Source organism: Paenarthrobacter sp. TYUT067 (assembly GCF_023656375.1).
In the GTDB taxonomy this organism is placed as follows: Bacteria; Actinomycetota; Actinomycetes; order Actinomycetales; family Micrococcaceae; genus Arthrobacter.
In genome coordinates, this window is record NZ_JAMOIT010000001.1 from 33005 (window position 1) to 56960 (window position 23956).

Consider the following 23956-nt stretch of genomic DNA (forward strand, 5'->3'; position numbering starts at 1 on the left):
ACTACAATGACTGACGCGCCTGTGGGCGGTGCTCCCGCGGAGTCGGTGACCGCGCCGACGGCCCAACATCTACTTAGTCTCTACGAGATTATCGGTCAAGCAGACGAAGACATCCCCGAGATCGGAAACCTGGACCATCTTGAGGATGCGCTCGGGAAACTCGCACAACGGTTCGCCGTTCACTCTGCTTACGATGTACTTGAGCTACTAAGAGATGGCGGTTCGGCCCTGCTTGCTGGGTCGGTTTCACGTGCGATTCTTGAAACTGCCGTTAGTGAGCAGTGGTATCAATCGCGTCCCGCCGAGGAGTTTCCAAGGAACGCCACACTCGCAATCGAGCGCGACAACATTCGATCTGTTGTCGCTGAACTTGACGTATCGGTCCCAAACCTTGCACGTTGGAATAACCCGATTCCTGATATTCGCTTCGCGCATGCTGCTCTTGGGCCCGCCCTGCCAAATCTTCAGACTGACTTGTCGGGCAAGGCGAGAACTTCAATCGAGCGGATCACCGCGTTGCCTGCCCCGATAGTGGATTTGCTGGCAATGTGCTCTCACGTCAGCCACACAGCATTATGGATGGCTGCCAGCGACGATGGACCGGAACTTGGCGTCTCGTCTTCGCTAAGTTTTGGCGCAGTGCTCAGCCAAACTACGGGCACAGCACTTGCTGCCATCAGAGGACTCAGTGGCACTGCTCTGTCAGACCTCGTGGACTCTGCAACCCGTATCCACGAGTTTGAGATACAACCCTCGGCTGGCAGGGACCGGCTTGTCGAGTCCATGCGGGCCAAAAAGCCTGCAAAGGACGCAAAGGTTTGGCTCGAAACTCCGCCGCCGCCAGCGTTGAATCACTTACTCGACGAGGTAAAGGCCAAAGCCACGGAAGTATGGCGCATCATCAATGATGCTCCAAATCCGTTTCAAACCGGCAGCCCTGTTAATCTCACCTCTGCACTTCCGTATCTTCAGGCCCGAGACTTGATGTGGCAGGTAATCAAAGCCGTCCAGGGACAGGCGCCTCCACTCTCCTCACCGGCTGCTGCGCGAATGCTCTTGGAGCAAGCAGGCGACATTATGTGGCGGCTGGCCGACTCCTCAGACGAACAGCTGCGAGCACGCTACAACGCCCATATGGACTCGGCTACGGACAGAAAAGAAAATCTTTACAACTCCCTGCGGGCCAGGACATCGTCGCCCGAGGCCGTTGAGAAGCTTCTATACCCGCGAGGACGGGGAAGCTTCGCAATTGATACGCGGCGACAGCCTCGCGGAGGCGAGACAACAGAAATCCCCTTGCCTCGGATCCTGCTCGGCGGTCTCGTCCTAGGTGTCGCCGAGCCCAACTGGGGCGAGTTAGCTTACAAACTGCTTACGCAAGTGGCACATGCAACTCCCCTAGGTTTGCTGCACTCCTTCGCCAGGTTTGATGAGTCCACCCAACAACACACGCTCAGCCACGAAATGACTGCCCTAGCGATTGATGCTGCTTGCATTGGCATTGTTTACGTAATGCGCGGACTCGCGCCATTGATCGCCCATCAGGCGAACCTGCCGCGACCGGATGCATGGCTCGAAGAGTTGCGCATAGCGGTTACCGACGTTCACGCTGCAGCTATGTTGGTACATTTTCTCGGTTAGTCCCTAATTGCTGGCGGTGTCAGGACCATTAGAGGCTGGTAATAAGTCGTCACCCTTGCACCTGCTTTCCGCCGGAACCCGGTAGACAAGCGACACCGTGGTAGCGCAGGACATTTTGCAACCCGGACTACTAATGCGCCCTCTCGAGCGACTCGGACAAGGCCTGGCTAACGTGACGTATCCAGGCGTGGCCGCTACAGTCCCGACGACGCCAGCTCCGGCGTACTTCCAACGAACAGTTCCCATGAGAGCGTCTCTGCATGGAAGTGACCGCAGCTCCCTTGGCTCAACGGACCGCGCAACGCAAGATGGTAATAATATCGGCGTCTAGTTCGTAGCTGTCGCTGCCACCCGTTAGTGTTTCCCCCATGAGACATGGGGGTTCGCAGCAATGACTGACTGGCCGGATGAATTTCCGGAATCATGCCCACCACCGACGGCGGTTCCAGCTGAGGGCACTTTCTATCGCTTGGTTTACGGCACAGAACTATCGGAGCGGGACTTTGAGAGCAATTATCTCGAAAAGCCTCGCCGGTTTGCTGGGTGGACTGGTGAGCGTTTGTGTATGGCCATGGGCATGAGCATCTGCCAGACGTTGGATGATATCGAGTACACGCGGCAATCCGTCGGCCCACTGCGAGACCGCCGTATCGCAGTGGGCCCCATCGATGGCTCCGGAGTAATGGCTGCAACTCCCGGCAAGGACAAGCCCTCACATCACACTTGGTGGAAACCACGCGGTGACGAATCATGGCAAGAATTCAGAGTGATATAAATGGGCTGGTTACCGACCAATACGCTGTTGGGTGATCTCGAACTGGAAGAGGTCTTCGTAGAGTACGACGGGCCTCGCCTCTTCACGTGCCGTTCCCGCACGGACCAAAAATTCATAGCAGGATGGGCCGAAGAGGGGGTTGACCGCGACCTCTGGCTGTACGTCCCGGTTTCTACCGGAAGGCTCTCTGCAGTGAGGTCCGGCGGGATCAACTTGCGAGATGCTTATCTTCGTCCCGAGGGGTTTCTCTACGTTGCCACCCTCTACCACCAAGGTGATGAGCCTGACACCGTTGTTCCTATCAGGCCAACAGACGTCCTCGATGACTGGCTCCCAGCATCGGACTTCGCACTCAACCTTGATACTCCCACGGCTGAGCCTGCACTTGATCCCGAAAACTTGGAGCGACTTGCAGTTCAAGAGGGCCGCACGCGACTGGACGTGCAAGTGCACCTCCCTGATTACTACCGGACAGAAGCCCCGACCAGAGCAATTGGCCTAGTACTTGTCGCGCTCCAGGGTGTCCTTGAGAACTTCGGTGCACTGGAACTGCTCGAAGAGCCCCCACAGGCCGGAGCCCTTCCGATCGACGTCACAAGCGCGCTGGCATCGAACGTCTTAGCGCTCTCCGCGGCCAGTTTCGTTCTGGGAATCGCGGCCACCGACGGCCAAGACCTCTTCGGGGAATCTCCCTTTTCCAAAGCGGTTGAACGTCTGGTAACGATGGCGGCAGACGCTGCCGACAGCGAAACCGTTGCGCAGGAAGTACTGCAGCTCAAGCCACGGGGAGCTCGCAGTTATAGCCGTCTGATCCGCCAACTTGCGGAAACAAAGGGCGATGTAACGTTGAATGCAGGGAGCCCTCAGTTCGGCAAGCGCACTGCCAAGCTGACGGCCGAGAAACTTGACAGGCTGAGTCAGCTACTGGACGCGGCCATAGAACAAGAACCTACTGAAATTCGTGGCCGGATGACCCTTGTTGCGGCAGACAGTGAACACATGCGATTCGGACTTAGAGACGTCGAGTCGGACGTGCTGTACCAGGGCAAGGTTTCCGCAGCAGCCCTTCCGGAGGTGTCGAGGGCAACCATTCACGATGAATATGAGGTCATTCTGACCGAGGTGGCTTTGGACGAAGCCGCCACCGGACAAACGAAATTTACCTACACATTGGAGCAGTTGAGCCATATGGTTGACGGCTCCAGTCCACAATCAGCCCCTGAGCTACCCGCGGCACCGAGTTCCGCACCTACCGGGGACGACACCCCGTAGGGTGCCACTCCCCAGCTACCAAAAAGATCAACCACCCCGTCGTGGGTGACATTACCCTCGGCCACGGAGTCCACGAGATAATATCGACCCCGGCCTGGTCCTCATGCCCTACCTCCCGAACCCGCCACACCATCGGAAGACGCCATAGACCTCCAGCGCAGCTGGATCGCGATCGAGCTGCACAATAGCGAGCCAGCTCTCTGAACGCGGGGTTTGGCATCGACGAGCGTTAGATGCCGAGGGAAGCGTCGTTTAGGTGGCAGACCTAGCTATTCCGGGGCGGCTTGGGCAGCTGCCAGACCTGCGCGAAATCATCTGCAACTAGAGGCCAGATCAGTTGTCGTCCCTTCTCCACCGAGTCGATTCGGTCTACTACGGGACCGAACACGACAAAATCGTGTGGAATGACTCTGCCGGCTCTGTCCGTCCAACCAGATGGATCTGGGAAGCGCAGTGCCAGTTTCTCGCCGACGCGGCGGCAGATCTCGGGTCCACCATCGGTAGCCGAGAAGACATCCTCGTACACCGGCAGTGGATCAGGGAAGCCCCCATTTCGGAGAAATCGGAAGCCCCAGTTACGCCCACGCGTGGCCCAAATAAGCTTCATCTACGACTCCTGAAAAGGATTTGTTTCTCTTCCCCCTCTTCCAAATCCAACTGGAAGCGCGTCAGTGTGGCTGCTAGGTAGTCTCGTTTGGCCACCGCCTCGGAGTTGACGTCCCTAAGTTTGTCTCCCGCAAGTTTGGCCACTTGGTCCACGAGATCAGGATCGAGACGGCTCAATAGACGGCCCATCCGGCCCGGTAGCCTTCCTTTTTCTCCGAGCAGCGCGGCAGCCATGGCCAAAGTCTTGGCCTTAGTCAGCAGCTGCGCGCCCAATTTCCCAGGGATGAGCTTCAGCTGTGCCCATCTGGCATGGCGCTGGAGTGGGAGCATTGCAGCCATGGGCAGAATCAGCTCCAGCCCGACTCGCTCGGTCACCTCAATCTTGTCTGCGTCGAACTTTGCCGACGAAAGGAGCACGAAGTCCTCGCCGAATGACAGCGCCTCGCTGACCTCCACAAACCCAGCCAATACCCTATGAAGTTGGTCGATCTCGTCTCGGGCTTTCTCTATTAGAAGATCCCTGAACTCGTACACATTTAAGTTGGGTAGTAAATCAGACTTTGAGAGAGCCATTATCCAGATACGCGGAAATTTGCGGAGCAGGGTGCCGTCTTCCAGCAGCTGACCTTTAAGCGACAGCAATCCCCTGCGGAAACTGGTAAGCAAGGCTTTCAGGTATTTCTCTTCCTCGCCGGAATGGTCCAGCAACCGCTGACCGTCCACCAACAGGAGAGCGACGTCAGACCCCAGCAAGCTTTTGAAGGTGCCGACCCTGTCCTGCGCTTCCGTCGCCCCACTTACGTCTTGCTCGAACCACTCCCCCGGGTAGTCGTGCCATACAAGACGCAGTGCGTCGAAAGGCTTGGCCATCCTCGTTTTGGAATCTACCGTGTCCTTCAGCTTGATGGAGAAGGTATAGGACGTAGAGGAGAAACGAGTCGCATCGGGAACTTGGGCTGAATTCTTCATGCCAAGGTAGGTCTGATGGAGCTGTCGGTGTTGCTCAGCACTATCTGCGACCACGTCGAAGAGGCTCTTTTGCAGGTAATGCTGCTCCTGGGTGGCTCCGTAGAACGAAGACACCATCACGGTCTTACCGCTGCCACTTTCGCCAAACACTGCAATGTGCTGCTCTTGCTCTCTGCTTTGCATATGAGAAGCCTATGTGAGCCGGCCTCACACATTGGACAGTATGGCGCTTTCCACGAAAAGCGATTCTCAGCTTGCGCTGCTGGTAAGGCGGCCTAATCCAAACCGAGCTCAGGCAGTGAATCCACAATCTGGTTCGTCTCCAAGCTGAGAGTCACGATGCGGGCAATCAGGTCAATGACATAGCGTGGTTGCTCATGCTCTCGGGACCAGGCGTTCGGGTCATTCACGATCCCCGACGGCTTGTCGTGTTTCACCTGATATCGCTCGACTATCCAGTCCAAGGCTGAGCGGGAACCCAGCATGTAGCGATGGACGTCCTCCGGTATTCCTTCCAGAGTGATTTGCGAGTTGTAGATGATGCGGGTCTTGTCCCAAGCGCCAGCTTTGCCGCCGTACTTCATCTTCGTCACCGCATATCGGGCATAATCGTCTTGGTCGCCCGCAGGGCCGGTTGCCACTTCTTCTAACGCAAACGGCTCCAGCGACTCGTAGCCGATGTGCAGGTCGGAGAGTCTCCTGCCAGCGTTGACGAAGGCCCGGAACCTATCTAGGCCAGGGACCTGTGGAACGCGTGGAAGCATCTTCTTCAAGTCAGCGGCGAATCTGTTCCGGTAGTCGGGAGAGTGGAGTAGCCCATAGACATAGAAAAAGATGTCGTCCTTGACGACGGTCGGCCCGTATACGGACCGGTAGTCGGCGAGAGCTGTATCCGTTATGTTATCGATCCGCTTCTGCCCGGGTGAGGCCGACTCGAGCTCTCCAAAAAGATCGGCTTCGCCGCGGGTTTGCGGCGAGTATGCGTATCTGGGGAAGAACTGACCAAGGCCAGAACCCCAATACGACAAATTGGGGATCTCATTCACGGCAAGAGCTGAGAAGGGCTTCTCGGTGCCGACGCCAACGATGTAGAAGCCAAGGTTCTCGGCATCTTGGGTCGGGAACATGTCATTCAGCCTGTAGACCATGTCATTGAGCTGGCGGTTGAAGTGAACGTGCTGTTTGTTGAAGGGGCGATAAGCGCCGACCCGGTATCCGCTGTTGGCAACGGAGTAGTGCACACCTCGCACGAGTTGAGCCTTGTCCGCGCGGTTCCAGCTGATCTTTGAGGGGTCGGTATTTATGAAGTCCTCGACGCCGCCCGTCCCCGTATAGCGGTCCACTTCCGAGTTGTAAAAGTCAACCATGCGGACGACGTTTCGCTGAAGCTCAACCTTCGATGCGTTGTACACCCATGCGTCACGGGCCGTATTTAATCCTCCACAGTGCAGTCTAAACAGCCCGGTTCCACCATCCTTGTCGCCGATGGGACTGAACGACTCGAACAAGCCGTTCCGCTGGTTGATCCAGTCCCCCTCATCGTTGGGAGTGATCGTTTCCCATTCAAGGTTGTTGATAGTTGCTAGTTCGACCGTGGCTAGTTTTGTCTTCCGGTCGAGATAATCACCGATGTCGTGATAATTCAGTTTGCACTCGTTAACTGAGCCTGGGCGCTTGACGAGAAGTAGGATGGCGACGGTGTTCCGGCTTCCAGAGTCGAAAACCTTGCCGCCTTCCTTCTTGCTCTGCTCGCCGGCGGTCCGCTGGTTACCGCGGAGATTGTAGACGTAGATTTCGTGGAACTCGGTGCAGAGAGTCTTTCGGAGTCCGTCGGCGGAGTTGGAATCGATGTAACCGCCATTAGAGACGAAAGCAACGACTCCGCCGCCGTCCGCGGTCAGAATGCGATTAGACGCCCACCGGATGGCTCGGATGTACGAATCGTAAAGTTTGCTCTTGTTGTGTGTCTTAGAACGAGAGACGTAGGTGTTGCGTATGGATCCGTCGAGGGTTGGATACTTGAGGTTGGCGTTGTTGTCGTTGCTGCTGGACTGGCCGACTGAGTAAGGCGGATTGCCGATGATCACGCGGATGTCGAGGGCATTCTGTGCCTTGACGCGGTCATTGTTGGAAGTGAAGACGAAATCGTCGAGGGTGTCCCCGTCCTCCGTCATTTGGAATGTGTCTGTCAAGACAATGCCATCGAATGGGACATAGGGAACATCTCCAGCGTCTTTGCCTTCAGCCGCCGCCTGTTCTTCAAGAAGACCATGCACAGTGGCCTCGATGTTGATCGCGGCGATGTAGTAGGCCATCAGCAGCAACTCGTTGGCATGAAGCTCCTGCGTGTACTTGCGCAGTAGGTCTTCCGGCTTGATCCGGCCAGACTGGAGCAGCCTCACGATGAAGGTGCCGGTCCCCGTGAACGGATCCAAGACGTGGACACCCTCGTCGCTGATGGAGGCTCCGAAATCCCTGACAAGGACATCGTCGACGGCTCTGATAATGAAGTCGACGACCTCAACGGGCGTGTAGACAATGCCAAGTGATTCGGCGGTGCGGGGGAAGGCCAGCTTGAAGAACTTCTCGTACAGCTCGGTCACGATCTTCTGCTTGCCCTCGGCATTGGTGATGCCTTCGGCGCGGACGCGGACGGAGCGGTAGAAGGACTCGAGGCTGGCCACCTCCGAGTCCAAGTTGTACTTCTCCAGAATGTCAATCATGGAGTCCATCACTTGGGAGACTGGGTTGTTCGCTGCGAACGAGTAGCCTTCGAAGAGGGCTTCGAAGACCGGCTTGGTGATCAGGTGTTGGGAAAGCATGTCGATGGCGTCGGACTCGCTGATGGCGTCGTTCAGATTCCCTCGCAGGCCCTGAAGGAAGACACTGAATTCTTCCCGCGGCCGCTGGTCTTCGCCGTTCAGGATGGAGCGGATCCGGAGCACGTGCCGGTCGGCGATGTCTTTGACGTCCTTGGCCCAGGATTCCCAGTAGCGGCGGTCCCCGACTTTGCGGACCATGCGGGCGAAGATGGCGTTGCGCCACTGGTCCGCTCCGGCCATGTGGAACAGAGCATCCGTTCCCGAGCCCTTGTTGTGGTCCCCGCCGGGGCCAACCGGACCGTCGCCGAACGGGTCTGCAACGGTAATAACGTCGATCTTATCGTTGGCATTCTGGTTCAGTTCCAGTTTATTAATCATGGCTTCGAACCGGTCATCGTGTGCCCGAAGGGCCTGCAGGACGTCCCAGACGACCTTGTACTTCTTGTTGTCATTTAGGGCGGTCTCGGGGTCCTGACTGGCCGGGACGGCGATCGGCAGGATGATGTAGCCGTACTCCTTGCCCTCGGCCTTGCGCATGACGCGGCCGACTGATTGGACGACGTCGACCTGGGAGTTGCGCGGGTTTAGGAACAGGACGGCATCTAGGGAAGGTACGTCGACGCCTTCGGAGAGGCACCGGGCATTGGAGAGAATCCGGCAGGTGTCTTCACCCGTGGCGGTTGGCGTATCCTCGGCTTTGAGCCAGTCCAGCTTGGACGATCGTTCCAGGACGTTGAAAGTGCCATCAACGTGGTCAGCCTGTAGCCTCAGCGCCGGGGCTTCCGACTCGCCGCGGTTAACGAGAAGCTGCCGGCCGACAAGCTCAAAGTCGGCGGCCAGCTTCTTGGATTCCTTGATATTGCGGGCGAAAGCCACGGCTCGGCGCATCGGAGAGCTGTCGGTAATGTCCAATCGCAGACCGTTGACACCACGCTTGGAGAGGCCGTTCCAGCAGCCGACGATCCGGGCGGCGTCGTCGAGGTTGAGGTCGCCGTTGTCTTCGAAAAGACTCTGGAAGGACTTACTGACGGTCTCCTCATCGACGGCAAGTACAAGCACCTTGTAGTCAGCAAGGTGGCCCATCTCCACTGCCTTACCGAAGCCGAGGTGATGAAATTCGGGGCCGTAGACGTCCTCGTCGTCCATTGAGTAGACGGTGACGTTGTCCTGAGCGGCCTTGGTCTTGGATTCCTGAACATAGATCCTAGGTGTGGCCGTCATGTAGAGCCGTTTGCCGGATTCGATATAAGTATTGTCGTGCACCTTCACGAACGCGGAGTCATCATGGCTGGCTTCCGTGATGCCCGTGGTCCGGTGGGCTTCGTCGCAGATTATGAGGTCGAACTCCTGTAGGCCAGCCTTTTGGGCCTGATGGATGACGTCGATGGACTGGTAGGTGGAGAAGACCACCGTAATGGCGTCCTGGCCTGTGCTGATCCGAGCCCGGTTCAGGAGCTTTGTTGGGTCGGTTGTGGCCGGGAACGCTAGGTCATGGACGCTGACGTCCTCGTGCTCTTTCCGGCCGACCTTTGTGTCGGAGCAGACGGCCAGTGGCCGCAGCGGTACGGATGCTTGGGCGGTCCATTCGTTCAAGGTCTGCTGCAGAAGGGCGATAGAAGGAACCAGGAACAGCACGTAGCCGCCGATGGGGACGATCTCCTCGACCATCTTGAGGGAGGTGAAGGTCTTTCCGGTGCCGCACGCCATGATCAACCTACCGCGGTCGCTCTTCGTGAAACCTTTCTTCACGTCATCGATCGCCTGGCGCTGGTACTTCCGGGGCTCCTTGCCGCCCAACTGCTTCATCTGTTCGGGAGCATCAACGCTGAACGCGGACCAGTCGATGGTGGAGTCAGCGAGATCGGCGAACCGGAGCCGGGTCATCGGCTTGGACTGGCCCTCCAGAGCATCCTCGGCGTGCTTGGACCACTTATCGGTGGTGGAAACAACCATGCCGTAGGAAAAGTCACTCTTGCCGACAGCGGTGAAAAATGAGTCGATCTGCTTTTTGTCCAGAGTCCTAGCCGGGTCGTAGAACTTGCACTGAATGCCCGTGAGCTCGCCCGTATAGCGGTCCTTAGCCACGAGATCGATGCCGGTGTCGACGTGCCCGTTCCGGCCCGGCCACTCGCTCCACAGCCAGACGTGGGCGAACTGGTCAGCGAACTTAGGTTCAAGCTCTAGGTAACGCTTCATCAGGTGCTCGAATTTGGTGCCCTTTTCGTGCTGATCCCTCGCCGAGAAGTAGAGATGATCGAGGACATCTTCGAAACTTGCTGAACCCATACAAGGTATCTTGCCTTACTATGTTGGGCCCAGCGGAATCGCTGCTGCTTTAGTGCGCGGGCGGGATCCGCCGAATGCAAACACCGGGCCGTTTCCTGCCACCTTGGTATTTGCCTGGACGGCGCAGTTCCCGTCCGGCGGCGGCCGTCACGAGCCACTCAGGCCCGACGGACCGTACGCGTCGCTGCCGCTGAGACGTCGACAATAAACACATGGCCGCTCACCGCCGATTGTGTCTTGATAAATCCTTGTGCTTCCAACGACTCCAAAAGGGCTCGCGTAACCACTCTCGGCTGGTCCTCGAACGAGAGAAAGGTTTGTTGAGGTTTGTTGACGATCTCGGTAAGCATCCGCATCTGCAGTCCTTGCACACCGACACCTCGAGCGGTAAGGGCGGGCAAAAGCGTTCTGCTGCTGACACCGGTGATAAACCAGTTGCCGCTAACGGCCTTCTGACGGGTGATCCGTCGCTCCGACTCGAATATTTCAACGCTTTCATTCATGGCCTCCGCCGACACTCCAGTTCCAGCTAGGCACGAAAGAAGTGTGTGGTCATCGATCATGCCAGTCGAGTCGTCGAGATGTAGATCGATTATTGCGTTGAGAACAACATTGTCCACTGGGTCTGGAAGAACCTTGGGCAGTAAGGCAGCAGTTGTGTACGCAGGAGGCTCGCCCAAAGGTGGCCGGTTGTCAATTTCGAAGATGGAATGGAGCGTCTTCTCCAACACGCCTTCAAGCCCGTCGTTGGGTACTGACAGGTACAGCGTGTGTTGGAGTGATATGGGAACCTCAACGTCATCCAGGAGAATAGGGATGACCTTTGCCTGGCCAGATATTCGCCGCATTACGCCTGCGTCCATTTCATCCCTCACCCAAGGTTTGATCGCGCTGGTTGAGGAAAGGATAACGATGAAGACGGAGGCGTCTTTGATACCAGACTCGAAAATGCGGTCCACAAGTGATTCACCGGCTTTGATCTCCCACTGATCGACCCAGGCATCCACACCCCTTTCGCGGAGTTTGGTGGCGAAAGGAACGACGAAGGCGGCCTTGTCTTCAGTTGCGTGACTGATGAAGGCTTTAGGTGTGACGGTCATGATCCAAAGGTATACGGCCTGAACCGACATCCTGCACGCGCGGCTTCGCACATGCGAGCCAGCAGTCGCATTCAATTGCCGACCGGGATGTTCCATTTTACTTGGATGTGTGACTGCCGTCATAGAAGGGTTTCAGCTACACACGGCACCCAGCTAGGTCCACGACTGCAGACCGAGCATCGGGTGACGAACTCCTATATGCCTAGCGGCAGCTTTCCCCGCTTCCAAGCTTATGAACGCCACGAACCGAGGGCCGTAGTCACGGAGGACGCCGATTAGTTCGAGAACGTTGTACTGCGCATGGAGCCTCCGATCATTTGACTGGTTCATTCCCTCACCAGATCATTCACTCCCAGCCCATGCACGGTTGATTCCCGGTCCCGCTCGGGAGTGAGCGATTCGCTGGTGAGGCCACACTGGTAGAGCAGATTCCAGAAGTCATTGCCCGGGCCGGCATGGTAGTGGCCTTGGGCTCAGAATCTTCCGATACTGCCTTTCCGCAGAGCACCGCAGCCAAGGGGCGAGCACTGGCTGAACCCCACCCGTGCGCCTCCTGTCACTACTACTCGGCACGTGGCGGGCAGCGCTTTTGCGGTTGGTCAGCGCACCACATATGAAAAGACCTTCTCGCGCCGCCGAGGCTTGTCGTCTTCATACCAGCGGACTCGAAGTCGATAGCGGCCTTTCTTGGCCAATGAGAGCGAGTCCCTAACTGGTTTCCCAATGTTTACCGGCGATGCGAATATCGAGTTGAAGGGCACCTCATCAACGAGGTTGATATGCGTGTACAAATTCTCTTTTGGAAGGTCGAGTTTTCCTTTCGGTGCTGCTAGCTGCCGCCACTTGCCTGAAGGGCCCCGAACCGAGCACTCCACGCCTTGGATGGAAGCATTGTTGCCACGTACAGCCCAACGGGCAGTGACAACCGGGATACGCGTAGTCCCGATCTTTTCGGTTCCCCGACTCCAAGTCGGAGGAGACCAATACGTGACACTACGGCGTCTCAGCAACGGAGGTAAGCCCAGGGCGACGGTAATAGCAATGCCGGCAATTCCCAGCAAGATACCGAACGTAGTGGAGTCCATGGATAGGAGCCTAGCGCAAGGCAGCATTCCAGAAATTCGTACTGAGCAACCGATATTGTGCCCGGCCTAGGCACGGTTCTTGAGCGGTTCCACCCCCTTTAAGCTGGGTCCTATCTTGGTGAGGCACTCCCCTGCCGCAGGTAGCAGCTCTCTTTGTAGCTCCGCCGTGCGCTGGCGCCCGTTAGAGGAGCACGCACTTTGCCGGCGCCCAGCCCTAAACTGTCTCACCGGAGCACGGCTGTATCAGCTTCCTGTTGACGGTCGATGACCCAGGGACGGTGACGCTCGCCTGGGGCGAATCCCAAGTCGGACCGCCGGAATCGGCTGACGGGGACACGCTGAATGTTCCCGCCAATCGATTGGGCGAAACGCTCGTTCAACCTTCGCGCGGCGACGTTGTCATCGAGAGTGGCCATCGCGATGCTGCGGTGTGGCTGCCACCCGGCGACCGCTCTGAGGAGTGCGAGTCCTACCCCTCGTCGCCGAGCGAAGGGAACTACTGCAACCAACTGAATGAACAGCGGATCCGAATTGGTTCGACCCGCGAGCACACAACAAACGCCGACAGGATAGTTAGCGATCTCTGCCAGCAAAACGAGTTGCTGCCCAATCTTCGCCACGTTGTCCTCGACAGACTGAATGTAGGTGGACTCGCAGTCTGCCTGCATCCATCGCATCCAGCGACCGTCCTGCGCCGCCTGATCTGCCTCGCGGATCAAGATTTTTGAAAGTGGCAAAGTCTCTAGCCGTTGCTTCCATGCGCCGAACCCTGGTTCGTGATATGGGGAGGGGTTGAACATACCCGAACATTATCAACGACGAAATGTGCGCGTTCGCGTTTGGGGACGGCTCGGGACTTTAGCCTGATGTTGTGACGGCTCCCTGCACTGCAGTAATCATGGCGAGGCATTTCTCAACGTGTAAGCCAGGCCTCACCAAGGGCGGGAAGACCGCAATAAAAGCCGAGCCTTAGGTGACGCTTGCGCCCGCCAAGAGCCTATCGATTCCACCGGTGTACGTCTGCTGAGTAGAACAGCGAATCGGCTCCATCCGCGGGACGCTTCCGTGTCGGGCGGGGTGGCGGTCCACTTACTCGCCACCCATCTGTAATTCGAAAGCCTGGCGGACCAAGCCTATGATGTAGCCAAGGTCGGTGTCCTCGTCGAGGCTGACCTCGGTGGGACCATTGCCCCAGTGCCCCTTGTCGCTGACGTCCCAGGCAAGCTCCCGCTCGTCCCGGAGCGCCTCGATTGGGATGTTGAGGCTCAACCTCAGCCGAGCCTTCTGCGGAACGACGTCGACGAAGTTGGTCTCAGCCTTGAAAGCGACGTAGTGCTTGAGGAATTGCTGGGTGATGCCTGGGTCAAGGGCGAGAACCTCGCCACTGAACTTCTCGAATAGGGCTCTCCGCGGCTGGCGGAGCAAGTGGGGGTGGTCTTCGATGGAGAAGTCCGACTCTGCCCGTTTCCCCTCGAACTCCATGATCATTTCGGCTGGCAACTTCGGCAGAGACCAGATCACGAGCGCTTCGTCTGCCAACCGCGCGGCGCGCTTCTGGATCTCGCCGACGTTCCAGGTGTCGAGTTGCCCTAGACCCTTGTTAAGCCGGAGCGGGCTCTCTTTGAGCCCTCCCTCCATGTCGCGCTTATTAGCAAACGCATGGTCTGAGTATTCTGAGTTATAGCCCGTGAGCGTCAGATTTCCGAGGGTATGCAGGTATTTCACTTGCACGTCCTGCCAGTCATCCCCAAGGGCTGCTCGCCATGAAGCCGAGAGATTCTCGTTCTGCGGCATGATGTGCTCGATCGTGTAGTCCTCGATCGTCACGTGCTCCTTGCGGCCATAGTTCTCCAGCATGCGAAGAAAGTAAGAGCGCCGGCGGAAGTTATACAAGTCAGTTGACTTGAGATCGGAAACGAACTCGGCGTCGGTCGGGAATCTGCGATAGCTCTTGAGGCCGAGGAAGTGGGCCTTTACGCTCTCGAGATAACGGTCCTTGCGCACCGCTGAGCTAAAGCTGGCGAAGGTCTTGTTTAGTGAGTTGGTCGGAATACGGCAGACAGCGCGACGGAAGATGTACGAAGTTACGAGATCAACTATCTGCTGTACGCCGTCACGAGTCAGAGTTCCGAGCTCGTAGTCTGTGTAGACGTCGAGCAGGAAAGGATAGACAACGTCGGCCTTGATTTGGTCGAGATCCTTGAAGGCCCGCCGCAGCGTAAGATCCGTCTCCTTGCCCAACGCCATCGCGCAATACCGCCGGGCGTACTGCCGCAGCTCGATGACGAGTGACTCAATTGTCTCGTCCCCGTCTGTGAAAACCGCCGCGTGATCTTTAAAGGCATCGTAGATGTCGTCTAGGCGAGGGATCTCGCCAGATTTGATGGTCAGATAATGGCGGACGAACTCGTCGAATTGGCTCTCCTCCGCACCAACGAACTCGAGCTCCATCGGATGCCAGTAGGCCGAGTAGACCCTGTCCTGCTGTTTGGGCGGCATATCCATGAGAACGTAGTTGCGGATCAGGTCAGCTTGGGACAGCTTCTTGCCAGTCGAGTTCATCGCCTCAAAAACGAGCTGCGGGTTGTCCGTACCGCGCTCGAGCTTTACGTCTACGACAACGAGCTTGTCGAGGCCGCGGCAGACGACGGACAGGTCGAGCCTCGGATCATCGAGTTTCCGGCGGAAGTAGGCGTAATTCTCAATCACGCGGCTGACAACGTCGCTGGCCGGCTCCGCTCCCTGGAGAATGGCGGTCAATGCGAGCCTGTCGCTTTGGGACAAGATCAGCTTGAACTGACGCTCACCTTCCTCATCATCGTTGAGTAGGTACCGATTCCGGATCTTCCGTGGCGAGAACCCGTCCCAAGGCTCGCGCTGATCGTCTGGCAGTGTCTCCAACCGGGCAGCTAGCGCTTCCAGTATCAGCGTTATCGTCGTTACCCGCTGCTGGCCATCAATGATTAGATCAGGCTGAGCAGAGGTATTAGTGGCTAGGTCCTTTGCGACGTAGACGATGGAGCCTGTGAAATGTGACCCAAGTGCCGAATTCGATCCCGCCCGCATGATATCGGCCCACAGCTGCGCGCACTCAGATTCTTGCCATGAATAAAGCCGCTGGTAGATCGGGACAATGAACTGACTGCTCGCCTTTAGCAGCGTAAGCAGATGCGAGTCAACAGCCTTCACGAGTCCCCTTCACGTTGTTTTGATCACAACCTTATCGTCGAGGCAGCCAATCGATCGGCGCAGTTCCTCTCTGCCGAGGCTCATCCCCTACGTACTTATCCGATATGACGGTCGATGGGCGGCAGAGAACTGCTCGATGCGCCAGGGTGGATGGCTCATGGCCACCGACCACCTATACACCACACTGTTCCAAATCGTTGCCGTCCACGGCATAGGGTCAGGTTCTTGTCGGGTGGGGCAAAACTCGGAACCAGAAAAAGCCAATCATGGACGACGGCGCTGGTCCCGGAAGCGATCGACGAGCCTTCCACCAAGGATTGGTCAGGATGGTTCCGTAGGGTCCCCTGTCGCCGAAGGGACGGGCTTCCTACGACCCCCGCTGGATTTTCACCTAGTCATTCGATCTTTGGCGATACCGACGGAGGTTACGGACTCTTAGGCTGGGCGAGACGAGCAATGATACTGCACGCCCGGCACCGGCGACCAAGAGGACGACCACGAAGGCTAACAAGTTCCATGTGAATAGAACAGCGGCTATGCCTAAGGTGGTAAGGATTGCGATTGTCGGTCCGCTCAAGTCCAGGCTCATGCATGTTCTTCCTGCAGGTTAGTGGCTGTGTCCGCTCCGGCTGATTCCATCCTTAGCGTCCGTGCTGCCGCCCCCGCATTTCGGTACCCCGGATGCGGAGGCGGCGGCGTCAGGCGTTGAGAGCACTGGTGGGTGGGAGTCGAGCGGCGCGTATTGCTGGATAAAGCCCGGCGAAGGCGCCGATCGCCACAGTGGCGCCGATGGCAATGGGGAATACCGACAATGGAATCGACAGCAACCAACCGTTGGATAGTGCGAACACGGCGGTGACGCCGAATCCCAGGAAGGCTCCGGCCAGCCCACCAAGGGCAGAAAGTAGGACAGCTTCGGTGAGGAACTGTCCTCTGATATGTGATTTGGTTGCCCCGAGGGACCGCCGCAGGCCGATTTCCTTGCGCCTTTCCAGCACCGAAATTATCATCGTGTTCGCTACACCGATCCCGCCGACGAGCAGGGCGACTGACCCCAGACCTACGAGCATCCCCGTAAAGGCTTGATCCGTCGCGTATTTAGCTGCTAAGGCGTCGGACGGCCTGCTCACGTTGACTTCGTTTGGGGCTTCGGGTTTCGTACTGGCAGGGAGAAGCTTCCGCACCTGCTCCACCAGTTGTTCCGCTGACCTTTCGTAGACGGTGGTGGGCTCGCCCTCGTGGTTCAAAGAGTCTCTCGCAGCGTGGATACCGACGAGCGCGGCCGTGTCGAGTTCTGGTGCCAAAGGAACAGGCTTAAGAATTCCCATAACTGTGAAGTACTTTCCCCCCAAAAATACCTGTCCTCCAGGGGTGGCAATGCCTAGTCGGGACGCCGCCTTGCTGCCCAAAACGACCGTAGGGTATCTACCCGACGCTGCATCCAACCACTTGCCTGAATAGAGGTCTGCTCCAACCGCATCAAGGAGTTCCAGATCTGCCGCGTAAACAATGAGTCCACCCGTGCTTCGAGGATCGGAGAGGTCATTGCGAAACACGTTGACGTTCTTGATTTCCGATATCGAGCTCACCCTCTCCACGCCAGCCATGCGTCGAACGCGTTGGACGGCATCGGAGGGGAGGGGCGTTTCCTTCCCGGCTAGGCTTTTGCCGGGTGTGACGGTCAGCAAGTTGGTACCGAGTTGTGCAAACTGCTCATTCAAGCGTGCCTGGCTGGACGTAGAAATACCGACGACGGCGATCATTGCGGCGATACCTATGGCAATGCCCAGGGCAGAAAGTACTGAGCGCATCGGACGCGTACGAAGTCCGCTGGAACCCAGCCGCACAATATCCCACCACAGGAGGCGCGGCACTCTTGAATCGTTCACGAGTTCGCCCCAAGATTGTTCGAAACTTCCTGCCCTGTCAGCTGCCCATCTCGAATCATCAGCCGCCGGGGAATACGAGCAGCCAAATCGAGATCATGAGTAATGACCACGATGGTGGTGCCTGCTTCGTTGAGCTCGAACAGGAGGTCGATAATGCCTTCGCCGGCATGCGTGTCCAAGTTCCCGGTAGGCTCATCGGCCAGCAATAGGGCTGGATTCCCTACAACCGCACGAGCTATCGCCACGCGCTGTTTTTCCCCGCCCGAGAGCTGGTTGGGTTGGTGACTCAATCTGTGCCCGAGCCCGACTCGCAGGAGTGCCGCTTCGGCTCGTTCTCGTCGCTCAGTCAGGGAAGTCCCCGTATAGAGCAATCCATCGGAGACGTTGTCCAGGACGGTCACACCTTCCGCAAGGTGGAACTGCTGGAAGACGAATCCAATTCGGAAAGCGCGGAGGGCAGCCAACCCACTATCGCTGAGGTCCGCGATATTGCAGCCATCTATAAATGCTTCGCCTGCGGATGGCAGATCCAAGGTGCCGAGGATGCTCAGCAACGTTGACTTTCCTGACCCGCTCGGTCCGACAACCGCAACTAGCTCACCTTTGGTGATTTTCAGACTTACCTCATCGAGGGCCCGCACCGGGGGGCTGCCGTAGACGCGGGACACATCCTTGAGTTCGACGATCAACTCATTCATCCCGCGACCACGATTCTGTCTCCAGCTTTGATCTCGCCACCAAGAATTTCCACGAATCCACCTACGAACACACCGGTCTGTACTTCGACGAGCCGGAGGGATCCGTCGGATACGACTTGAACACCATATTTGTCTTCGGCAATGGCCATCAGGGCACTGACGGGCACTGACAGTACATCTTTGCGGCTGACCTGTTCAATAGTCACGCTGACGGCTACGCCGGCCAGTTCCTTCGTCGCGGTGACATCATCCACTGATACGAGGATGGGTACGATGACCTTCTTGCCGGTGGGTTTTTCCACTTCCACCGGTTGACCGATCTCTTTGATCTTGCCGGTCAAGACTGTCTTGTCCGGCAGTGTCACGTTCACAGCTCCTCCAACCGATACCGAGCTGCGATCGGCAACGTCAAGTTCCGCCTTGACGATCTTGTCCGCAGATGTGACGGTCATGACGCCTGCTCCAGCGCCGACCTGATCGCCAATATTCAACAGCAGCTTCGAAATACGGACGTCTCCCGCACTGAACTGGATACGGCCCAACTCAATGGTTCCCGTCTGCTTAAGACCAAGAGCCTTCTGCCAGGCCTTCACGGCCACGATGGTGTTCCAGTCGTACGTTTGATTTGGGCTGTACGGGAAGTATCCCAGCGCCTCCAGCGCCTTCTCCAACTGTTCAACATCAGGGCCGTCGGTCATGTCTGCTGCAAACTCTCGCCATACAGGGAGGTTTCCGTGTAGGAGGACCACGGGGGCGTTGTCGACCGAAAACAACGTCCCCCCGTGTCCGACGGAACCGCCAGGCGCGGGCAGGCCGGTGAGGACACCACCCAATCCGGATGAGATCTGCCGCGCCCCGTCATATTCAAGAATTCCTTGGGCACGCGTCAACGACATCAAATCACCTCGTTTGACTTCGGCCGTCGTCGCGGGAGGTTCCTTTTGTTCTTCCCTTGGCGCTGCAGATGCGTTGGTTAGCTGGAGTGCCATCGCCATTCCGATGGCTCCAATAAGGAGCACAAGTGCGATGACCGACCAGATTCTGAGTCTTCTGGACCTCAGGGACGGGCGGCTGGAACCATCAGCAGCGGGAGAGGCTTTTAGTGTCTTCATCGCCCACTCCTCGGAGAGCCACCGTCATGTTGCCGAACAGCGCACTGTGTTAATGAGTCAATTCTGTGTGCGCCAGACCAAAATTGTTTCGCCCGTGGAAGTGTCATTTTCTAGCTCCTGCCTTTGGCGCCCAGACCGCAAGCAGCCATAACTTGTTCGCTCACCTCTGGCAGGGCCATACCCATGCCAGGCTTGGGGTCCTCGATATCCACTCCTTGATCACGCAGGCACTGAGCGATCTTTCGCTGGGCCTCCTGCACGCTTTCCTTGCTCTTTCCACCCGTTTGGACAGGGGCGGTACCGATCTTCTTTACACAGGTCTCATGGGCGGCCATCACTCCGCTGTCGTCATCGAATTGAGGCATTTCCGCGACTCCGTTGGAGCTGGGATCAGGCATATCGAAGCCTTCACCTCGCATGCAAGACGCGTAATCCAGAGACCAATCCTGCATGGTCTTCGGCGCGGCAGTTGAGGCCTTCGTGTCCTTGCCTGGTCCAGCATCTGGAGCGGCACCACCACAAGCCCCAAGCCCGAGCAACAGGACCGGAGCCACCAATAGCGCAAACTTTGTTCTGCCGTTACTAAAGAAACTAGTCATTAAATATCCTCCTGCATTGTGTCTTCCCGACGATGGGAGTGATCTTCACTAAAGCTCCTCAGTAATTAAGGGCTACATGAAATGAAAATATTGGGCCTTTAAGTAGGCTATGGCTACTTAAAATAATTCGCCAGCGTTTGAACTCGACGGGTTTCTTGGGCTTTTTTGTACCGCATCATTTAATACGATGGTGTCCCTCACGATCGCCAGGCAAGGAACTATCAGTACCTGAATTCCATAAGTCTTCTGGTCACGGAAATGTGAGTTCTGAGAAACTTTTGGAGAAAGCCTGGGATTCCAACGGAATCGTTCGTCTCGGAATATGGTCGGCAGAGGGGGCTTGGCATATATATGCATAGCCGACCGTTGTCTCTTCGGATCGCCCAAAGGGCTTAGGCCTGGAGACATGGAACGAATCGAACATCATCCCGCCGGTACGCCGACGAGGCCACACTTATCAAGAATGTCTTGACTTACCTCAGGGAGCACCGTCATCTCCCCCGCTGCCGGGTCCTTCACATCCACACCGTTTTCGCGGAGGCACTTGTTAGTATCGAGGGCTCCTTCTCCCACCTCCTCTGGTGAAGTCTCCTTGTCACCGACGGGAGGTTCACCGATCTTTTCGAGGCAGGTCTTATTCGCAGCGATCTGGAGGGGGGAATCTTCAGTGGCTGGTACTGCCTGGTTTCCGTCTTTCCCCGGATCCGGAACATCCACGCCTTCTTGGCGCATGCAGGAGGCGTAGCTCACCTGCCAGTCCTGTATCGATTGTTCAGCCCGAGGCTTGCCGCCATCCGCTTCCTTGTTCTGCTGGGTACCACATCCGGCAATGCCGAGGGCCAAGAGCGGGATGGCTGCCCACACGGCCAGCTTGGTTCGGCGCCTCTGTAACGCATTCATCTTTTTCCTCCTGATGGGGTGGTTCATGGCCGTTCGGCTACGTCACTTAGCAAGTACACCGGTGGGGACATTCAGGGGACGTCAGACAGTTTTTTACGTTTTTCACATGTTTGCCCGGCTATCTTGTTCTTGCCGGAACACCGCCGGACGAGTTGGAACGGGAGAGTCTATTGCGGGTGCTGGTAGTCGAGGATGATGCATATCTTGGAGAGGCCCTGGCTTCGGGGCTGCGGTATGAGGGGATGTCTGTGGACCTGGTGGACAACGGTTTAACAGCCGTGGAACAGCTCCAGGAGAATGCCTACGATGCATTGGTCCTGGACCGTGACATTCCGGGAATGCACGGAGACGAGGTTTGTCGTCGCGTGGTTGCAGATCCGGACGGTCCTGCCGTGCTGATGCTCACAGCTGCGGACAGCTTGTACGACAAGGTTGCAGGTTTTGAAATAGGAGCCGATGACTACCTCGGCAAGCCCTTTGAGTTCCTTGAGCTGGTAGCGCGGCTAAGGTCTTTGGGCCGGCGGCAGAGAACGGTCCCACCTGTGCTCAACCACGGTGGAATTCGACTCGACACGTTCAGACGCAGTGTTGAGCGGAACGGCGTGCCAGTAAGACTTACCCGTAAAGAATTCTCGGTTCTGCAGATCTTGCTCGAAGCAGGCGGTGGAGTTGTCAGCGCGGAGCTTCTGCTGGAGAAAGCCTGGGACATCAATGCGAACCCGTTCACCAACGCTATTAGAGTCACTATGAGTTCTCTGCGGAAGAAGCTGGGTCAGCCGACAGTGATCGAGACCATATCCGGAGTCGGATACCGTATCCAGGCAGACCTATAAAATGCCCGCCAAAAGTTCACTGCCCGTCCGCAGGAGGCTGCGCCTGACCGTGCGGGCTCGCCTGACTCTCGCCTATTCAGTGATGTTGGCCGTCACGGCGGCCACCATGCTGGGCGTGATCTACGGATTCATGCGGTTTGTGCCTACCTACCAGATCACGAGCACCAGCAGCACGCCGTCTATGGCGCAAACGGATCAGCCACTTGATACCGAAATTCCCGACAGGACTCTGGGCGTTGTTTCGCCTATAGTCCTCAGCAGTGCGAACGATATCCTGAGTACATTGCTCATTACCTCCCTCCTGGTCCTGGCCGCACTGGGCATAGCGGGGATAGGAACGGGTTGGATTGTGGCCGGGCGTTTGCTCAGACCCCTCCAACAGATTAACCATGCCGCACAGGAAGCCGGAAAAGGTGCCTTGGACCACCGCATCCGGTTTGAGGGGCCCAAGGACGAGATAGCCGACTTGGCAGGAACATTTGACGAGATGCTCGATAGGCTCGAGCGCTCGTTCAGCGCCCACAAGCGCTTTGCTGCCAATGCTTCCCATGAGCTGCGAACGCCACTGGCAGCAAGCAGGACCATGATCGACGTCGCGATAGCTCACCCGGGACGTCAGGAACTTCCAGAGCTGTTGTACCGCCTGCGCGCGGTTAATCGTCATAGCAGCGAAATAGTTGAATCGCTGTTGCACCTGCATTCCATTACGCAGGCACCGTTAACGAAGGCGCCCGTGGATCTTTCAGCCGTTGCCAGGGAAGCCGTCCAAAAGACCCGGGCCGAAGCCTCCACGCTGGCGGTTTCGATTTCCATCGAAGACGAAACCGCGCCGGTGCAAGGTGACCCAGTCCTGTTGCGCCAACTTGTCTTGAACCTTGTTCACAACGGGATTCGGCACAACATCCGGGCCGGAACAATAACTGTCAGGACAGGAAACCGCAAGGGAAAGTCTTTTGTGGAGGTGATGAACACCGGAGACAAGATTCCCCCGGATATCGTTGATCTCTTGGTCGAACCGTTCTATCGCGTCAGGAACCGGTTGGAGGCAAGCCCGAACGGAGGACACGGTCTTGGCCTGGCGCTGGTACAGAAGATATCCGAGGCGCATGGCGGGCAACTTACTATTGCACCCAACCAAGATGGTGGCCTGACTGTCACGGCTTTGTTGGACTGTTACCAGAGGTCTGACTTAGGCGCTCGATAGCGGATGCGAGGGAGCGCAACGGATGGTTGCGGTTGAGGTCGCCGGTTCGGGTGGCCAGATACACAGTGTTCAGCGGCGCAAACTCGGGGGTGTGCAAGGTCACGAGTTTCCCCGCGACGAGGTCTTCTTGCACCAAATAGCTGGGCAACACGGACATTCCGGCGCCAGCCAGAACGGCTGCGCGCACCCCGCGAAGATCGGGAACGATGCAGTTGCTCCTGAGATCATCAGGACGTCGGTGGAAGACGGTCCGCCAGTAACGGCGAACGATCGGCAGGTTCTCGGCGTAGGCAACCACAGGAATACGTGCCAGTTCAGCCTCCACAGGTTCGTCACCCGGGAGGCTGGTTTGCCAGGACGGCGCTGCCACCAGTACAAATTCTTCGTCGAAGAGGGGCGATGCCGTAACACCCTGGACCCGGGGACGGACTGCGCTGACCACCAGATCCAGGTGGCCGGCGCGCAACTGCTCAAGCAAGTCGTCAACCAGGCCAAAGCGAATCCTTAGCCTGACTCCAATGGCTTGGGTGAGCTCCGGGGTTCCCGGCAAAAGCATGGCCGTGAGGAACTCTGCCGGACCGCCTAAGTGAAGAGACTCATCTGCTCCTGAAACGTTGGACATAAAGGCGAGATCGTCCAAGGCGTCGATGTGCGGGGCAATGTCACGCGCCAATTCGTCGGCTTTAGGAGTCGGGGTGACGCCCACGGGGCTCCGCTCAAAGAGCCGCAAGCCAAGATTCAGTTCCAGGGAGTGGACATGTGTGGAGGCTGTTGGCTGGGAAATACCCAGCATTCTTGCGGCTTCGGTCAGCGACCCCACACGGTAAACCGTGAGGAAGGTCCGCAAGTGTTCCATGTTGTGAGTAGCCATCGGTGCAATCCTCGCATGGGCACGCCCAAAGAATTCCTATGGGGGCCACAGTATTCTCTATGCCAATACCACAGTCGCGAGGAGCACCATCGAATAGCGAACCGC

At 57.4% G+C, this 23956-nt stretch carries 15 protein-coding genes; 4 read left to right on the forward strand and 11 right to left on the reverse strand.

From position 1 onward, the window contains the following. Window positions 1–6: 6 nt before the first annotated feature. Window positions 7–1641 carry a hypothetical protein gene (locus MOD31_RS00150; RefSeq protein ID WP_250819530.1) on the forward strand — a complete coding sequence of 545 codons (1635 nt, stop codon included), beginning with the start codon at window positions 7–9 and terminating at the stop codon, window positions 1639–1641. 775 nt (window positions 1642–2416) lie between these two features. Next, the gene (locus MOD31_RS00155) at window positions 2417–3688 is read left to right on the forward strand and encodes a DUF6575 domain-containing protein (RefSeq protein ID WP_250819531.1); all 1272 of its coding nucleotides are present in this window, start codon (window positions 2417–2419) and stop codon (window positions 3686–3688) included. Between the two features lie 603 nt (window positions 3689–4291). Here the strand turns inward: MOD31_RS00155 and MOD31_RS00160 are convergent. From MOD31_RS00160 to MOD31_RS00205, 10 genes are all read right to left on the reverse strand, one after another. After that, a complete protein-coding gene (locus MOD31_RS00160) occupies window positions 4292–5446 on the reverse strand; it encodes an ATP/GTP-binding protein (RefSeq protein WP_250819532.1) in 1155 nt (384 codons plus the stop codon). 92 nt (window positions 5447–5538) lie between these two features. Further along, complete coding sequence (locus MOD31_RS00165; RefSeq protein WP_250819533.1) at window positions 5539–10371, reverse strand: type ISP restriction/modification enzyme; 4833 nt, start codon at window positions 10369–10371, stop codon at window positions 5539–5541. Between the two features lie 158 nt (window positions 10372–10529). Further along, complete coding sequence (locus MOD31_RS00170) at window positions 10530–11471, reverse strand: toll/interleukin-1 receptor domain-containing protein (protein ID WP_250819534.1); 942 nt, start codon at window positions 11469–11471, stop codon at window positions 10530–10532. Between the two features lie 1309 nt (window positions 11472–12780). Further along, window positions 12781–13356 (reverse strand): GNAT family N-acetyltransferase, encoded by a 576-nt coding sequence (locus MOD31_RS22095; protein WP_374206948.1) that lies wholly within the window; start codon window positions 13354–13356, stop codon window positions 12781–12783. Window positions 13357–13645: 289 nt separating this feature from the next. Next, on the reverse strand, window positions 13646–15745 hold the full coding sequence (locus MOD31_RS00180; RefSeq protein ID WP_250819536.1) for a DUF262 and DUF1524 domain-containing protein: 2100 nt from the start codon (window positions 15743–15745) through the stop codon (window positions 13646–13648). A gap of 698 nt (window positions 15746–16443) precedes the next feature. Further along, the gene (locus MOD31_RS00185; protein ID WP_250819537.1) at window positions 16444–17634 is read right to left on the reverse strand and encodes an ABC transporter permease; all 1191 of its coding nucleotides are present in this window, start codon (window positions 17632–17634) and stop codon (window positions 16444–16446) included. Next, window positions 17631–18332 (reverse strand): ABC transporter ATP-binding protein, encoded by a 702-nt coding sequence (locus MOD31_RS00190; RefSeq protein ID WP_250819538.1) that lies wholly within the window; start codon window positions 18330–18332, stop codon window positions 17631–17633. Before MOD31_RS00190 ends, MOD31_RS00185 begins: the two co-directional genes overlap by 4 nt. Continuing rightward, window positions 18329–19228 (reverse strand): peptidoglycan-binding protein, encoded by a 900-nt coding sequence (locus MOD31_RS00195; protein WP_250819539.1) that lies wholly within the window; start codon window positions 19226–19228, stop codon window positions 18329–18331. The genes MOD31_RS00190 and MOD31_RS00195 overlap by 4 nt, the downstream gene beginning before the upstream one ends. 326 nt (window positions 19229–19554) lie before the next feature. Continuing rightward, entirely contained in the window at window positions 19555–19842 is a 288-nt protein-coding gene (locus MOD31_RS00200) for a hypothetical protein (protein WP_250819540.1), read from the reverse strand. 624 nt (window positions 19843–20466) lie between these two features. Beyond that, complete coding sequence (locus MOD31_RS00205) at window positions 20467–20943, reverse strand: hypothetical protein (protein WP_250819541.1); 477 nt, start codon at window positions 20941–20943, stop codon at window positions 20467–20469. 170 nt (window positions 20944–21113) lie between these two features. On the opposite strand from MOD31_RS00205, the gene MOD31_RS00210 reads away from it, so the two are divergent. Next, a complete protein-coding gene (locus tag MOD31_RS00210) occupies window positions 21114–21776 on the forward strand; it encodes a response regulator transcription factor (protein ID WP_250819682.1) in 663 nt (220 codons plus the stop codon). A gap of 106 nt (window positions 21777–21882) precedes the next feature. Next, window positions 21883–22980: a HAMP domain-containing sensor histidine kinase gene (locus MOD31_RS00215; RefSeq protein WP_250819542.1), complete on the forward strand. Its 1098-nt coding sequence runs from the start codon at window positions 21883–21885 to the stop codon at window positions 22978–22980. Here MOD31_RS00215 and MOD31_RS00220 read toward each other — a convergent pair. Further along, window positions 22931–23851, reverse strand: coding sequence for a LysR family transcriptional regulator (locus MOD31_RS00220; RefSeq protein WP_250819543.1), 921 nt, complete (start codon window positions 23849–23851; stop codon window positions 22931–22933). The genes MOD31_RS00215 and MOD31_RS00220 overlap by 50 nt on opposite strands. Window positions 23852–23956 lie beyond the last annotated feature (105 nt).